Below are 14,646 nucleotides of genomic sequence, written 5' to 3' on the forward strand. Positions count from 1 at the left end.
GAGACGAACATGCAACCGCTGTTGCAAATCAAGGCGCTTCACAAGCATTTCGGCAAGGTCGAGGTGCTCAAGGGCGTCGATCTCGACGTGCATGAGAAGGAAGTGGTCTCGATCATCGGATCGAGCGGTTCAGGCAAGACCACGCTTCTGCGCTGCGTCAACCTGATGGAGGAATTCGATGCGGGCGAAGTACTGCTCGATGGCGAGTCGATCGGCTATCGCCAGGACGGCGGCAAGCGTCGGCGTCTGGGCGACCGGGAACTTTCGCGCCAGCGGTCGATGACCGGCATGGTCTTCCAGAACTTCAACCTGTTCCCTCATCTGAGCGCCGCCGGAAACGTCATGCTGGGCTTGCGCAAGGTGAAGAAGCTCGGGAAGGACGAAGCTCGCTCGATCGCCGAAACCTGGCTCCGGCGAGTCGGGCTCGGAGAGCGCATGGACAACTATCCAAGCCAGCTTTCCGGCGGCCAGCAGCAGCGTGTCGCCATCGCGCGGGCCCTTGCCATGAACCCGAAGCTCGTGCTGCTCGACGAGATCACCTCGGCACTCGATCCCGAACTCGTGCAGGAAGTGCTGAACACCGTGAAAGCCCTTGCTGCCGAGGGCGCCACGCTTCTGCTCGTCACACACGAAATGCGTTTTGCGCGCGACGTTTCTCACCGCGTCGTCTTCATGGAGAAGGGATTGATCGCCGAGCAGGGTCCGCCTTCCGAGATCTTCGGCAATCCCAAGAGCAAGCGGCTAGCGGAATTTCTCGGCAGCGCCCGCCACTGAACGCCTCCCCCTACACAACAAGTGAGAACAGCGATGAGTATCGAACGTTTCGGATCGGCCGGCAGCGGCGCTGGCGGCAAGGCCCTGCCTTTCGTGAAGGCGGTGCGTGCCGGCGATTTCGTCTTCGTGTCAGGCCAGGTGCCAATGGGGCCGGACGGCGAGATCGTGGACGGCGGAATCGTCGAGCAGACCCGCCTGACCATCGAGAACGTGAAGGCGGCCCTTGCCACGGCGGAACTTGATCTCAGCCACGTGGTCAAGGTCACGGCCTGGCTGGCCGACACTCGCGACTTCTGGAGCTTCAACCGGATCTACACCGAGTACTTTGGCGCCGCCCTGCCCGCCCGATCATGCGTGCGGGCCGATATGATGGTGGACTGCAAGGTGGAGATCGAGGCGATCGCCTACGCGCCGCTCGCATAGAGCCGCCGTCCGGCGGTCAATGCTCGTTGGCCGCCAGCACCGCCTCGGCTCGGATTTCCTCCGTAAGCCGGCGCTTCAGCTCCGAAAACTCCGGCGTCGTCTTTAGCGTGTAGTGGCGCGGATGCGGCAGATCCACAGGCAGGATCGTCTTGATGCGTCCCGGCCGAGCCGACATCACCACGACGCGGGAGCCGAGGAAGATGGCTTCCTCGATGTCGTGCGTCACGAAGAGAATGGTCTTGGCCTCTCTCTCCCATATGCCAAGCAGCAATTCCTGCATCAGGCTGCGCGTCTGGTTGTCGAGGGCGCCGAAGGGTTCGTCGAGCAGCAGCATGTCGGGACTGTTCGCGAGCGCGCGCGCGATTGCGGTGCGCTGCTGCATGCCCCCGGAAAGCTGCTTTGGATAGTGCTGCGCGAAGCTCTGAAGGCCAACGCGTTCCAGCCACTGCGCCACGATGGCACGGCGCTCCTCGTTGGGAATGCCGCTTTCATGAAGGCCGAAGGCGACGTTTTCTGCCACGGTCAGCCAGGGAAAGAGCGTGTAGGATTGGAATACCATGCCCCGGTCCCGCCCTGGCCCTTTGACCGGATGGCCGTTTACCGCCACTGAGCCGATCGTCGGCCGATCGAGGCCGGCCACGATGCGCAGGAGCGTAGACTTTCCGCAGCCCGATGGGCCGAGGATGGTGATGAAGTCATTTCGTTCGATGGCGAGGTCGATCGGCTGGAGCGCCTTCACCGGCGCGCCGCCGTCGCGGCCTGCGAAGCTGCGCGAGACGCCCTTTATATTGACCATGCTCATGCCAGCCTCCAGGCGAAGAGCCGGCGGTTCACGAACTTGAACAGGGTGTCGGAGACGAGACCGATCAGGCCGATGATGATGATGCCGAAAATGATACGCCCGGTAGCGAGCTTGGACTGGCTGAAGATGATCATGTTTCCGATGCCAGAGGAGGCCCCGATCAGTTCGGCCACGATGACATAGGTCCAGGCCCAGCCGAGAACCAGGCGAAGCGTCTCGGCGATATCGGGAGCATTGGCGGGAATGATCACCCGCCTGACGATGCTAGTGCTGCCGGCCCCGAGCGTATAGGCGGCTTCGACCAGGTCGCGTCGCGTATTGCCTACAAACACGGCCACCATGAGGATGATCTGGAAGACCGAACCGAGAAAGATCACGAGCAGCTTCTCGAGTTCGCCCGTACCGGCCCAGAGGATCAGCAGCGGCAGGAATGCGGAGGCTGGCAGATACCGGGCAAACGAGACGAAGGGCTCAAGGAAAGCCTCCACGGGCTTCCATGCGCCCATCAGAATGCCGAGCGGCACGGCTACGACAGCGGCGAGCAGGAAGCCTCCGACCACGCGCCAGACGGTGATGAGGATATCGAGCAGGAAGTTCTCGCGCGTCAGCAGTTCCCATCCGTCGCCGAGCATCTTGAGCGGATTGGCAAGGAAGATCGGCGCGACATGACCGCCGAAGGTCAGCCATGACCAGAAGGCGACGAACAAGATGAAGAACGAGATGCCCAGGATAATCCGGAGTGTCGTTCCAATGGGTTCGAGTGGACGCAATTATAGGGTTCCGTGCGAGATGGAGGAGTAACGAAAGCGAACGCGCCTCGCTGCGTGCCGAGTTCAATCAGCCGGAAAAGAGCGAGGCCTGTCCCTCCCCTCAATGGGAAAGGACTTGCCCGCGCCCTTCGACCGAATGTGCCAGGTCCCCTTGAGCGGAGAAAATACTCCCCTCAGTTCACGAAACGCGTATCGGCAAGGGTCGAGACATCGGGCACAGCGTTGATCAGCCCCATCTGGACGAGCAGATCGGCAGCAGTCTTCGAGAAGCTCTGAAACTCGTCGTTGAAGAACTTCTTGTTGTCGTCCCGGCCGGCCCAACGCAGATACTTGGCCGAATCCGCAAATTCGGCCGCAGACTGCTTCACATCGGCGCCCATGATCTTGTTGGCCTTGCCGGGATCGGCCTTGATCATGTCTAGTGCCTCGAAATAGCTGTCTGCCAGTGCTTTCGCGGCGTCGGGATTGGCATCGAGGAAAGCGGAAGTGCAGCCGAGCGTGTCCATCACCATGGGATAGTCGAGCGTCGTGGTCAGGATATGGCCTTGATCGGGCTTGTCGCGCACCGCGGAGAGGTAGGGCTCATAGCTCACCGCCGCATCGTTCTGTCCGGCCAGGAAGGCCTGCGCAGCCGCATCCGGCTCAAGATTGACGACGGTGACGTCCTTGGTGCTCAGCCCGTTCTTGTTCAGCACCCAGGCGAGCAGGAAATAGGGCGAAGTGCCGGGTGCCGAGCTCGCCACCTTCTTGCCCTTGAGATCGGCGACGGTCTTGATGTCGCCGCGCGCCACGATGCCGTCGGCGCCATAGGATTTGTCGAGCTGGAAGATCTGCTTGGTGGCGACGCCGTTCGCGTTCCAGACAATCCACGTTTCGACCGTGGTGGCGGCGCACTGCAGATCCCCGGACGCAATCGCCAGGGGGCGAGAGGCCTGCGGCACCTTCTTGATCGTGACATCAAGCCCGTGCTTCTCGAAAATGCCGGCCGCCTTGGCAAGCGTCAACGGCGCAAAGCCGGTCCAGCCACTGATGCCGATGGCGACGGACGTCGCAGCCATGGCGGGCGCCGCCAAGCCTATGGAGAGGGCCAGGGACAAGCCGAACAGGGTCTTTTTCACGGGAATGCGCTCCTATGACGTCGCGGTGAATACTGGAAAAATGAATGCGGCCCGCCGGAAAACATTACCGGCAGTTCATGTTTCTCGCATGCTTTCAAAAGCGCTGTCAAAGTGGAACGGGGGCATATTTTCGGCAGCGAGCGCCGCGAAAAAGGGCATCGCGGGCATGCTCCGCGAATGTCGCCGCGTCGTCCCCCCACGCAGGGCGACAATTCCGAAAAGAAGGGGCGCTAGCCACGATGGCTGCGCCCCTTATCCAGGATTGACTATTTCAGACCGGACGGTCGTGCCCGCGGCTCAATACTCAGGCAGCTGGCGCACGGCACCCTTCGCGGCGCTCGTTGCCATCGACGCATAGGCGCGAAGTGCAGCCGTTACCTTGCGCTTGCGCGGCGCAGCCGGGCGCCACGGCCCGTTGCCCTTGGCCTGACGACGCCGGGCGAGCTCTTCCTCCGGAACCGCCAGCACGATCTTGCGGTTGGGGATGTCGATCTCGATCAAATCGCCCGGCTCCACCAGCCCGATCGTCCCGCCCTCTTCCGCTTCAGGAGAGACATGGCCGATCGAAAGGCCCGACGTACCGCCGGAGAAGCGGCCATCGGTGATCAACGCACAGGCCTTGCCGAGGCCTTTCGACTTCAGATAGCTGGTGGGATAGAGCATTTCCTGCATGCCCGGCCCGCCGCGGGGTCCCTCATAACGGATGACGACGACGTCGCCCGCCTTCACCTTTCCGTTGAGAATTCCATCGACAGCCGCATCCTGGCTTTCGAACACCACCGCAGGGCCGGAGAATTTGAGGATCGACTCGTCCACGCCTGCTGTCTTCACGATACAGCCTTCGAGGGCCAGGTTGCCCTTGAGCACAGCGAGGCCGCCGTCCTTGGAATAGGCGTGCTCTGCGTCGCGGATGACCCCCTTCTCGCGATCGAGATCGACCTCGTCCCAGCGGCGCTCCTGGCTGAAGGCAGTCTGCGTCGGCACCCCGCCCGGCGCGGCGCGAAAGAAATCGCGCACGCTCTCGCTCTTGGTGCGGGCAATATCCCAACGGTCCAGTGCTTCGGCCATGCTGGCCGAATGGACGGTCGGAAGGTCGCGGTTGATGAGGCCGGCACGGTCGAGCTCGCCCAGGATGCCCATGATGCCGCCGGCGCGATGCACGTCCTCCATATGCACGTGGGAGACGGCAGGTGCCACCTTGCAAAGCACGGGCACGCGGCGCGAGAGACGATCGATATCGTCCATCGTGAACGGGATCTCGCCTTCGTTGGCCGCCGCGAGGATATGCAGCACGGTGTTGGTCGAGCCGCCCATGGCGATATCAAGCGTCATCGCGTTCTCGAAGGCACCGAAATTCGCGACGTTGCGCGGCAGCACGCTCTCGTCATCCTGCTCGTAGTAGCGACGGGCGAGGTCGACGATCAGGTGGCCGGCTTCGACGAACAGGCGCTTGCGGTCGGCATGGGTGGCCAGCGTCGAACCATTGCCGGGCAGCGACAGGCCAAGGGCCTCGGTAAGGCAGTTCATCGAGTTCGCGGTAAACATGCCGGAGCATGAGCCGCAGGTCGGGCAGGCTGAACGCTCGATGACCTTCACATCGGCGTCTGAAACCTTGTCGTCGGCCGCGGCGACCATGGCGTCGACCAGGTCGAGGGCCTTCTGCTTGCCACCGAGCACAACCTTGCCGGCCTCCATGGGGCCGCCAGAGACGAACACGGCGGGAATGTTGAGGCGCAGCGCCGCCATCAGCATGCCAGGAGTGATCTTGTCGCAATTGGAGATGCACACCATTGCATCGGCGCAATGGGCGTTCACCATGTACTCGACGCTGTCGGCGATGAGTTCGCGCGAGGGCAGCGAATAGAGCATGCCGTCATGGCCCATGGCGATGCCGTCATCCACCGCGATGGTATTGAACTCCTTGGCGACGCCGCCCGCCTGTTCGATCTCGCGCGCCACGAGCTGGCCCAGATCCTTCAGGTGGACGTGCCCTGGCACGAATTGCGTGAAAGAGTTTACGACCGCGATAATCGGCTTGCCGAAGTCCCCATCCTTCATACCAGTCGCGCGCCAGAGGCCGCGAGCACCGGCCATGTTGCGGCCGTGGGTGGTTGTGCGGGAACGATAGGCAGGCATGGTTCTTCTCTATGCATATATCAAATAAGTCGGACAAGGGTCCGTATATGGGCCTCTCGCGGCTGGAAGGCAAGCCGTTCCTGGAGAGCACGGCCCTTCAGGAACGCAGGCGCTATACCACCAGCACGATCACGTGGCAGACCGGCTTTTTGCCCCAGACCGCGTTGACGGCCGAGCGGACAGCCCGCTCGACCGCCAGTTCCACGGCATCGGGATCGCGGCGCTTGGGCTTGGGCAAGCCTTCGAGCACGAGGAGCGCGGCATCTGCGATGACGTCGTCCATCGACCGGCCATCGCCAACCTTCAGCGGCAGGCCCGAAAACTTCACGTCCGGCTCGCTGACGATGTCGCCCTTCTCGGACAAGGCCAGCGCCACCGTCACCGCACCGGACCAGGACAGGCGCCGGCGTTGCGGGATTGTCTCCTCTCCCGCGTTGACCAGAATATCGCCGTCCAGGCACAGCCGGCCCGTCGGTGCCTCGTCGACAACCCTGGTATCCCCGGCGCGGAGTGCAATGATCTGGCCATCACCGACGGCGATCACTTCGGGCACACCCAGCGAACGGGCGAGTTCGGCGTGTTCCGACAGGTGCCAGGCTTCGCCATGCACGGGAATGGCGATCTTCGGGCGCGTCCAGTGATACATGTCCGTGAGTTCGCCCCGGCGGGGATGACCGGAAACATGCACGAGCTGGTTGCGGTCCGTCACGATCTCGGCCCCTTGCTTGACCAGGCCGTTGATGATGTTACCGACCGCCTTCTCGTTGCCCGGAATGGTGCGCGAGGAGAAGATCACCGTATCACCCTTCGCGAGCCTCACCTCGGGGTGCTCTCCACGGGCGATACGTGCCAGCGCCGCACGCGGCTCGCCCTGGCTGCCGGTGAGCACGGCGACGACCTTTTCGCGTGGCAGGAAGCCGTAATTCTCCGGGCTCAGGAAATCCGGGATACCGTCCAGCAGGCCGCATTCCCGAGCGACCTGGCAGACGCGCTCCATGGCACGACCGACGATGACGATGCTGCGATCGTTCTGCATCGCCGCCTCCGCGATCGAACGGATGCGGCCGACATTCGAGGCGAAGGTGGTGATCGCCACCCTGCCCTTCTTCGAGGCGATGATTTCCGCAAGGCTCTTGGCGACATCGCGCTCCGAAGGCGAACGGCCCTCGCGGATGGCATTGGTGGAATCGCACACCAGCGCCAGCACGCCTTCGTCACCCAGGGCCTTCAGCTTTTCCCCATCGGTCAAGGGAGGAATGACGGGTGTCTCGTCGATCTTCCAGTCGCCCGTATGCACGACCATTCCGGCCGGGGTTCGGATAGCGAGGGCATTCGATTCGGGAATGGAATGAGCCACGTTGATGAGTTCGATATCGAACGAGCCGAGCGTGAACCGGGCTTGCGAGGGGATGACTCGGATATCGATCTGCGGGGCATCGGGCTCATGCAGGCGCTTGGCCTCCAGCAGGGCCGCCGTGAATTTCGTGGCGTACACGGGCACCTGCAGCTTCGGCCAGAGATGGACGAGCGCGCCGAAATGATCCTCATGCGCGTGCGTCAGCACGATTCCCGTGAGGTTCTTGCGCTGTGCCTCGATGAAACGGGTATCCGGCATCACGAGATCGACGCCCGGAAGGTTCTCGTCGGCGAAGGAGACGCCACAATCGACCATGAGCCATTGGCGTTTGTTCGGCGGTCCGTAACCATAGAGCGCCATGTTCATACCGATCTCGCCTATGCCGCCAAGGGCACAGAAGACGAGATCGGTGGTATCGCGTGCCATCACAGGCTCCTAACAAGGCGCAAGGCGCCATTCACTTCGCGCCGCAGGGTCTGCAGCCACCGCATTCATAAATCGATGGAACTTGGAACGAGTCCCGGGAAGAAAATCTCGCCGGCCGAGACCGGGCGTCGATGGCCGGCATCGTCCAGGAGGATCAGCGCGCCTTCGCTGTCGAGCGCCTCGAAGACACCGTGGATGTCTCCCGAGGGCAGGCGGACCACGATACGCCGCCCGAGCCCGGCCGCGCGCGCGAGCCAGGCCCTGCGAATCTCGGCAAAGCCCGCCCCGCGTTGCCACATCTCCAGACGCGCCGCAAAGGCGTCGGACAAAGCGGAGAAATAGTTCTCCACATTCAGCGACGTGTCGCTGGCCGCCAGATGGGTGGCCGGGTAGGGAGTCGATCCGGGATGGCTGGCGATGTTGACGCCACAGCCGATGACGGCCGTGAAGCGGTCTCCGGCATGCGCGCCTTCAACGAGGATACCGGCCACCTTGGCCCCTTCGATCAGGATATCGTTGGGCCATTTGAGCGCCATGCCGACAGCGGCACGCGGCGCGGTGGCAAAGACGGCGTCACTGAGTGCCAGCGCGGCGACGAAGCAAAGATCTGCCGCGCGCCTGGGCTCGGCAGGGTTTACCAGCACGAGCGAGGCATAGAGATTGCCGGGCGGGGATGTCCAGGCTCGGCCGCGACGTCCCTTGCCTGCCGATTGTTCGCGGGCAGTGACCCAGAGCCGGTCCTCGTGCCCGCGCGCCAAGGCCTCGACATTGGTTGACCCAGCCATGTCGAGATGAAGGTGACGGAAGCCTGCCGCCTGTGCCCCAGAGCCTAGTTTCATTGCCTCGGAGAAATCAACCCGCCGGCCACAGGGAAGCAGCCGCCGCGGCAGCGGGCGCGTTGACGATCGAGGGATAGAGCACGAAGGCGAGAGAAATGGCGGCAACCACCAGCACGGCCTTCAAGATGTTCGGCATGGGCTCGAAATCCGGCGCCGGAGCATCGAAGAACATCACCTTCACGATACGCAGATAGTAGTAGCACCCCACCACGCTCGAAAGCACGCCGAGCACGGCCAGCCAATAGAGATTGGCATGGACCGCCGCGACGAAGACGTACCACTTCGCAAAGAAGCCGGAAAGCGGGGGAATGCCCGCCAGCGAAAACATCAGGGCGGCCAGTACATAGGCCACAGCCGGGCGCGAACTGGAAAGGCCGGCAAGATCGGAAATGTTCTCGACGTAAACGCCGTTGCGCTTCATCGACAGGATTACGGCGAAGACGCCGAGGGTCATGCCCAGATAGAGCGCCAGATAGGTCAGGACGCCCTGCACCCCTTCCACCGTCCCCGCAGCGAGCCCCACGAGCGCGAAGCCCATGTGGCCGATCGAGGAATAGGCCATCAGTCGCTTGATGTTGCTCTGGCCGATGGCGGCGAAGGAGCCCAGCGCCATCGAGGCGATGGAAATGAACACCACGATCTGCTGCCATTGCGCCAGCGCCGAAGGAAAGGAGGTAATGATCACGCGCACCAGCAGGCCCATGGCGGCGATCTTCGGCGCGCCCGCGAACAGCGTCGTCACGGGTGTCGGGGCGCCCTCATAGACGTCCGGCGTCCACATGTGGAAAGGCACGGCCGAGATCTTGAACGCCAACCCCGCCATCAGGAAGACGATGCCGAACACCAGGCCGAGGCCAACGTGATCCTTCACCGCCAGGGCGATGCCATCGAAGGTGATCGTACCGGAAAAGCCATAGATGAGGGAGGCGCCATACAGCAGCATGCCTGACGAGAGAGCGCCGAGGACGAAGTACTTCAGGCCGGCTTCGGTGGACTTCAGATCGTCGCGATGGATCGAAGCCACGACATAGAGAGCCAGCGACTGCAGTTCGAGCCCGATGTAAAGCGCGATCAGGTCGTTTGCCGACAGCATCATCATCATGCCGGTCGTGGCCAGCAAGATCATCACCGGATACTCGAACTTCTCGATGTTCTTGGCCCGGAGGAAGTCACTCGACATCAGGATGGCGGCACCGGCACCGATCAGCACCAGGATCTTGGTGAAGCGGGAGAAGGCATCCACCGAGAAGGAGCCGTTGAAGGCCTTGCCGTCATGGCCCGTCGCCGTGAGGACGAGGGCCACTAGGAGAACCAGCACGGAGAGCACGCTCACCATGCCGTAGCCGCGCGGAGCGGTGAACACCCCGATCATCAGGAGCGCGATGGCGCCGAGAACCAGGACGATCTCGGGAAGGGCCGTTGCGATTTCAGTGGCAGACATGGCGGACCTTCGGATCAGTTAAGCGCTACGGTGGCAGCTTTGGCCGCCTGGATGAGATTGGTGACTGCCGCCTCGCTCATCGTCAGGATCGGCTTCGGGTAGATGCCGAAATAGATAGTGAGCAGCACGAGCGGAGTGAGAATGGCGAATTCGCGCCACGTCAGGTCGGCGATGCCGGCCAGGCTCGGCTTCTCCAGCGCGCCGTAGACGACGCGGCGGTAGAGCCAGAGCGCATAGGCAGCCGACAGGATCACGCCGAAGGTCGCGAAGAAGGCGACCCAGGTATTGGTCGAGAAAGCGCCGACCAGGGTAAGGAACTCGCCGATGAAGCCGGAAGTGCCGGGCAGGCCCACATTGGCCATCGTGAACACCATCAGAGCCAGCGCATACCAGGGCATGCGGTTGACGATGCCGCCATAGGCCGCGATCTCGCGGGTGTGCATCCGGTCGTAGACCACGCCCACGCACAGGAAGAGTGCGCCGGAGACGATGCCGTGCGAGATCATCTGGAAGATCGCGCCCTGCACGCCCTGCTCGTTCATCGAGAAGAGACCCATCGTCACGAAACCCATATGGGCGACCGACGAATAGGCGATAAGCTTCTTGATGTCCTCCTGCATCAGCGCCACCAGCGAGGTGTAGACGATGGCGACGACCGAGAGCGTGAAGACGAGCGGCGCGAAATACTCGGATGCCGCCGGGAACATCGGGAGCGAGAAGCGGATGAAACCGTAGCCGCCCATCTTCAGCAGGATGCCGGCCAGGATGACGGAGCCTGCCGTCGGCGCTTCCACATGGGCGTCCGGAAGCCAGGTATGCACCGGCCACATCGGCATCTTTACCGCGAAGGAGGCAAAGAAGGCCAGCCAGAGATAGGTCTGCATATGCGCGGGGAACTGGTGCTTGAGCAGCACCGCGATATCGGAAGACCCTGCCTGCCAGTACATCGCCATGATGGCGACGAGCATCAGCACCGAGCCGAGCAGCGTATAGAGGAAGAACTTGAAGCTGGCGTAGATGCGGCGCTGGCCACCCCAGATGCCGATGATGAGGAACATCGGGATCAGGCCGCCTTCGAAGAACAGATAGAACAGCACGATGTCCTGGGCGCAGAATACGCCGATCATCAGCGTTTCGAGCACCAGGAAGGCGATCATGTATTCACGCACGCGCGTCTGGATCGAACGCCAGGAGGCGAGGATGCAGAAGGGCATGAGGAAGGTCGTCAGCACAACGAAGGGCAGCGAGATGCCGTCCACACCCATTCGGTAGCTGATCGCCCCGCCGGTGGTGCCGCCCAGCCAGTTGGCCGTCTCGACGAACTGGAAGTTGGTGTTCGAGGGATCGAAGGCGAACAGCGGAAACAAGGAGACGACGAAAGTCGCCAGCGTGGTCCACAGGGAGATGATGCGGGAGTTGCGCTTGATGCCCTCGGGATCGCCCCGAAGGATCAGCATGAGGACGACACCGACCAGCGGCAGGAACGTCGTGACGGAAAGAACCGGCCAGGACATCAGTGCGTGCCTCCGAGCATGGACCAAGTGAACAGGGCCGCGATGCCGATCAGCATGGCGAAGGCATAGTGATAGAGGTATCCCGACTGCAGCTTGACGACACCGCGGGTGACGTCGACGACGCGGGCCGAGATACCATCCGGGCCAAGGCCGTCGATGGTGGCGCCGTCACCCTTCTTCCACAGGAACCGGCCGAGCCACTTGGCCGGGCGCACGAAGGCCCAGTCATAGATCTCGTCGAAGTACCACTTGTTGAGCAGGAACTGGTAGAGCACCGGATTGCGCTCGGCGATACGGGCCGGCACCGATGGGTTGACGCGATACATGTACCAAGCGGTGACCCAGCCGACCGCCATCATCACGAACGGCGCGAGATGCACAAGCCACGGAACGTGCTCCATGCCCTCGAGGATCTTCTCGCCCTCGCCCACCGAGATCGCCTCGCGCCAGAAGCCTTCCAAGCCCTCCGTGGTGGCGAAGGAATAGTGGAAGACCATGCCGGCGAGGACGGCGCCAAGCGAAAGCACTGCCAGCGGGATCATCATCGGCATCGGAGATTCATGGGCATGATCATAGACATGACGATCGGCGCGCGTTTCGCCATGGAACGTCATGTAGATCAGGCGCCATGAATAGAACGACGTCATCAGCGCGGCGATCACCGTCATGCAGAAGGCATAGAGCGGCACGAGACCTCCGCTCTCCGCATAGGCGGCCCAGGCAGCCTCGATGATGCCGTCCTTGGAGTTGAAGCCAGCAAAGCCGATCTGCGTGAAGGGAATGCCGAAGCCGGTCAGCGCCAGCGTGCCGATGATCATCGCCCAATAAGTGAGCGGGATCTTTTCCTTCAGACCGCCCATCTTCCGCATGTCCTGCTCATGATGCATGGCATGGATGACCGAGCCGGCACCAAGGAACAGCAGCGCCTTGAAGAAGGCATGGGTAAAGAGGTGGAAGACGCCGACATTATAGGCGCCGACGCCCAGCGCGACGAACATGTAGCCGAGCTGAGAGCACGTCGAGTAGGCGATGACGCGCTTGATGTCGTTCTGCACCAGGCCGACGGTGGCGGCGAAGAAGGCGGTGGTGCCACCGATGAAGGTGACGAACGTTAGGGCTTCCGGCGCATGCTGGAACAGCGGCGAGAGGCGGGCCACCATCACGATGCCGGCGGTGACCATGGTCGCCGCATGGATGAGGGCGGAGACCGGCGTCGGGCCTTCCATGGCGTCCGGCAGCCACGTATGCAGCAGAAACTGTGCCGACTTGCCCATCGCGCCCATGAAGAGCAGGAAGCAGGCGACTTCCAGTGCCGGCAAGTCATGGCCAAGAAAATGGATCGTGGTCGAAGCCTTGGACGCGGCGTCGTGGAAAATGCCCTCGAAGCCAACCTGGCCGAAGATCACGAAGACCGCAAAAATGCCGAGCGAGAAGCCGAAGTCGCCGACCCGGTTGACCACGAAGGCCTTGATCGCCGCGGCATTGGCGGAGGGCTTCTTGAACCAGAAACCGATCAGCAGGTAGGAAGCCAGGCCCACGCCTTCCCAGCCGAAGAACATCTGCACCAGATTGTCGGAGGTCACCAGCATGAGCATGGCGAAGGTGAACAGCGACAGATAGGCGAAGAAGCGCGGCCGGAACGGATCCTCTTCCATGTAGGAAATGGAGTAGAGGTGGACGAGTGAGGACACCGTGGTGACGACGACGAGCATCACGGCCGTGAGCGTATCGACGCGCAGCGCCCAGTCGATCTGCAGCTTGCCGACATGAATCCAGTCGAGTACCGGCACCGTGGCCGTATTGCCAGCGAAGCCCACGTTGAAGAAGGCGATCCAGGAGAGCAGGCAGGAGACGAAGAGCAGGCCCGTCGTAAGGTATTCGGCAAAGCGGATCTTGCCGTCGGAGTGAGGAGACGGCTCGACCGCATGGTCGTCATGGCCATGATCATCGTGGCCATGCGCGTCGGCGGCATGATCGTCACCGCCATGACCATGGTCGTCATGGCCGTGGCCCGAGGTCTCGGCGGCGTTGGCCGGGGCCAGCCGCCAGGTGAGCATATTGGCGATGCCGGCGATCAGGAAGCCGAGGAGCGGCAGGAAGACAATTGCGTTATACACGCCCTCAGCCCTTCATAACGTTGATGTCTTCGACGGCGATCGAGCCGCGGTTGCGGTAGAACGCCACGAGAATAGCCAGACCGATCGCGGCCTCGGCGGCGGCGACGGTGAGGATCAGGAGGGTGAACACCTGGCCCGTAATGTCGTGCAGCGCTGCCGAAAAGGCGACCATATTGATGTTCACCGACAGGAGAATGAGCTCCACCGACATCAGGATGACGATGACATTCTTGCGGTTGATGAAAATGCCCAGCACGCCGATGGTGAAGAGAACGGCTGCAACGGCAAGAAAATTGGAAAGATCGACGGCCATTGTCAGATCCCCTGCCCTGGCTGAACCTTGATGACCTCAACCGACTGCGCCTTGGTACGCGCCGATTGCAGAGCCGGATTTTGCCGCTTGACGCCTTCCTTGTGTCGGAGGGTCAGCACGATGGCGCCGATCATGGCGACCAGCAGCACCAGGCCCGCCCCTTCGAAGAAGAAGACATACTGCGTGTAGAGAACGTGGCCGAACGCCTCGGTGTTGGTGACCGACGTGTCGATCCTGGTGGCGGGGTTCGGTACCACGCCGGGCGAGATCACCCAGCTCACGACCACCATCAGAAGCTCGATCAGCACGATCAGGCCGACCAAGAAGCCGATCGGCAGATATTGCAGGAAGCCCTGGCGCAGCTCGGTGAAGTCAACGTCGAGCATCATCACCACGAAGAGGAAGAGCACGGCGACCGCGCCGACATAGACGACGATCAGCATCATCGCCAGGAACTCCGCCCCGGCCAGCAGGAACAGACCCGCCGCATTGACGAAGGCCAGGATCAGATAGAGCACCGAATGCACAGGGTTGCGGGCCAGGATGACCATCAAGGCCGATGCCACGCAAACAAAGGCGAACAGGTAAAAAAAGGCTGTCGCCACATTCATGTTCA

13 protein-coding genes are annotated in these 14,646 nt (G+C 62.4%); 2 read left to right on the forward strand and 11 right to left on the reverse strand.

The window, feature by feature from the left end; genetic code table 11:
- Window positions 1-9 precede the first annotated feature (9 nt).
- Both AC6H34_RS25300 and AC6H34_RS25305 read left to right on the forward strand, forming a co-directional pair.
- Window positions 10-774, forward strand: a complete 765-nt coding sequence (locus AC6H34_RS25300; protein WP_448147707.1) for an amino acid ABC transporter ATP-binding protein — start codon at window positions 10-12, stop codon at window positions 772-774.
- Window positions 775-807: 33 nt separating this feature from the next.
- Window positions 808-1,197: a RidA family protein gene (locus AC6H34_RS25305; RefSeq protein WP_448147708.1), complete on the forward strand. Its 390-nt coding sequence runs from the start codon at window positions 808-810 to the stop codon at window positions 1,195-1,197.
- Window positions 1,198-1,213: 16 nt separating this feature from the next.
- Here AC6H34_RS25305 and AC6H34_RS25310 read toward each other — a convergent pair whose 3' ends face one another.
- From AC6H34_RS25310 to AC6H34_RS25360, 11 genes are all read right to left on the reverse strand, one after another.
- Complete coding sequence (locus tag AC6H34_RS25310) at window positions 1,214-1,999, reverse strand: ABC transporter ATP-binding protein (protein WP_497540624.1); 786 nt, start codon at window positions 1,997-1,999, stop codon at window positions 1,214-1,216.
- Window positions 1,996-2,769: an ABC transporter permease gene (locus AC6H34_RS25315; protein ID WP_448147710.1), complete on the reverse strand. Its 774-nt coding sequence runs from the start codon at window positions 2,767-2,769 to the stop codon at window positions 1,996-1,998. Before AC6H34_RS25315 ends, AC6H34_RS25310 begins: the two co-directional genes overlap by 4 nt.
- A gap of 173 nt (window positions 2,770-2,942) precedes the next feature.
- Window positions 2,943-3,887, reverse strand: coding sequence for an ABC transporter substrate-binding protein (locus AC6H34_RS25320; RefSeq protein WP_497540625.1), 945 nt, complete (start codon window positions 3,885-3,887; stop codon window positions 2,943-2,945).
- A 297-nt stretch (window positions 3,888-4,184) separates the two neighbouring features.
- Window positions 4,185-6,023, reverse strand: a complete 1,839-nt coding sequence (gene ilvD, locus AC6H34_RS25325) for a dihydroxy-acid dehydratase (RefSeq protein ID WP_448147711.1) — start codon at window positions 6,021-6,023, stop codon at window positions 4,185-4,187.
- A 112-nt stretch (window positions 6,024-6,135) separates the two neighbouring features.
- Window positions 6,136-7,806 carry a ribonuclease J gene (locus AC6H34_RS25330; RefSeq protein WP_497540626.1) on the reverse strand — a complete coding sequence of 557 codons (1,671 nt, stop codon included), beginning with the start codon at window positions 7,804-7,806 and terminating at the stop codon, window positions 6,136-6,138.
- Window positions 7,807-7,871: 65 nt separating this feature from the next.
- Window positions 7,872-8,645 carry a biotin--[acetyl-CoA-carboxylase] ligase gene (locus AC6H34_RS25335; protein WP_497540627.1) on the reverse strand — a complete coding sequence of 258 codons (774 nt, stop codon included), beginning with the start codon at window positions 8,643-8,645 and terminating at the stop codon, window positions 7,872-7,874.
- 13 nt (window positions 8,646-8,658) lie between these two features.
- The gene (gene nuoN, locus AC6H34_RS25340) at window positions 8,659-10,086 is read right to left on the reverse strand and encodes an NADH-quinone oxidoreductase subunit NuoN (RefSeq protein WP_448147714.1); all 1,428 of its coding nucleotides are present in this window, start codon (window positions 10,084-10,086) and stop codon (window positions 8,659-8,661) included.
- A gap of 14 nt (window positions 10,087-10,100) precedes the next feature.
- Entirely contained in the window at window positions 10,101-11,600 is a 1,500-nt protein-coding gene (locus AC6H34_RS25345) for an NADH-quinone oxidoreductase subunit M (protein WP_448147715.1), read from the reverse strand.
- The gene (gene nuoL / locus AC6H34_RS25350; RefSeq protein WP_497540628.1) at window positions 11,600-13,717 is read right to left on the reverse strand and encodes an NADH-quinone oxidoreductase subunit L; all 2,118 of its coding nucleotides are present in this window, start codon (window positions 13,715-13,717) and stop codon (window positions 11,600-11,602) included. The genes AC6H34_RS25345 and nuoL overlap by 1 nt, the downstream gene beginning before the upstream one ends.
- Window positions 13,718-13,721: 4 nt before the next feature.
- On the reverse strand, window positions 13,722-14,030 hold the full coding sequence (nuoK, locus tag AC6H34_RS25355; protein ID WP_284311687.1) for an NADH-quinone oxidoreductase subunit NuoK: 309 nt from the start codon (window positions 14,028-14,030) through the stop codon (window positions 13,722-13,724).
- 2 nt (window positions 14,031-14,032) lie between these two features.
- The gene (locus AC6H34_RS25360; RefSeq protein ID WP_448147717.1) at window positions 14,033-14,641 is read right to left on the reverse strand and encodes an NADH-quinone oxidoreductase subunit J; all 609 of its coding nucleotides are present in this window, start codon (window positions 14,639-14,641) and stop codon (window positions 14,033-14,035) included.
- Between the last annotated feature and the right edge of the window lie 5 nt (window positions 14,642-14,646).

This window comes from Labrys sp. ALF-8, from assembly GCF_059699065.1.

What these genes read in the sequence shown, in the direction of transcription:
- AC6H34_RS25300 (WP_448147707.1), top strand. Translation starts at nt 10, where the DNA reads ATGCAACCGCTGTTGCAAATCAAGGCGCTTCACAAGCATTTCGGCAAG.
- AC6H34_RS25305 (WP_448147708.1), top strand. Translation starts at nt 808, where the DNA reads ATGAGTATCGAACGTTTCGGATCGGCCGGCAGCGGCGCTGGCGGCAAG.
- AC6H34_RS25310 (WP_497540624.1), bottom strand. Translation starts at nt 1,999, where the DNA reads ATGAGCATGGTCAATATAAAGGGCGTCTCGCGCAGCTTCGCAGGCCGC.
- ilvD (WP_448147711.1), bottom strand. Translation starts at nt 6,023, where the DNA reads ATGCCTGCCTATCGTTCCCGCACAACCACCCACGGCCGCAACATGGCC.
- AC6H34_RS25330 (WP_497540626.1), bottom strand. Translation starts at nt 7,806, where the DNA reads ATGGCACGCGATACCACCGATCTCGTCTTCTGTGCCCTTGGCGGCATA.
- AC6H34_RS25335 (WP_497540627.1), bottom strand. Translation starts at nt 8,645, where the DNA reads ATGAAACTAGGCTCTGGGGCACAGGCGGCAGGCTTCCGTCACCTTCAT.
- nuoN (WP_448147714.1), bottom strand. Translation starts at nt 10,086, where the DNA reads ATGTCTGCCACTGAAATCGCAACGGCCCTTCCCGAGATCGTCCTGGTT.
- AC6H34_RS25345 (WP_448147715.1), bottom strand. Translation starts at nt 11,600, where the DNA reads ATGTCCTGGCCGGTTCTTTCCGTCACGACGTTCCTGCCGCTGGTCGGT.
- nuoK (WP_284311687.1), bottom strand. Translation starts at nt 14,030, where the DNA reads ATGGCCGTCGATCTTTCCAATTTTCTTGCCGTTGCAGCCGTTCTCTTC.
- AC6H34_RS25360 (WP_448147717.1), bottom strand. Translation starts at nt 14,641, where the DNA reads ATGAATGTGGCGACAGCCTTTTTTTACCTGTTCGCCTTTGTTTGCGTG.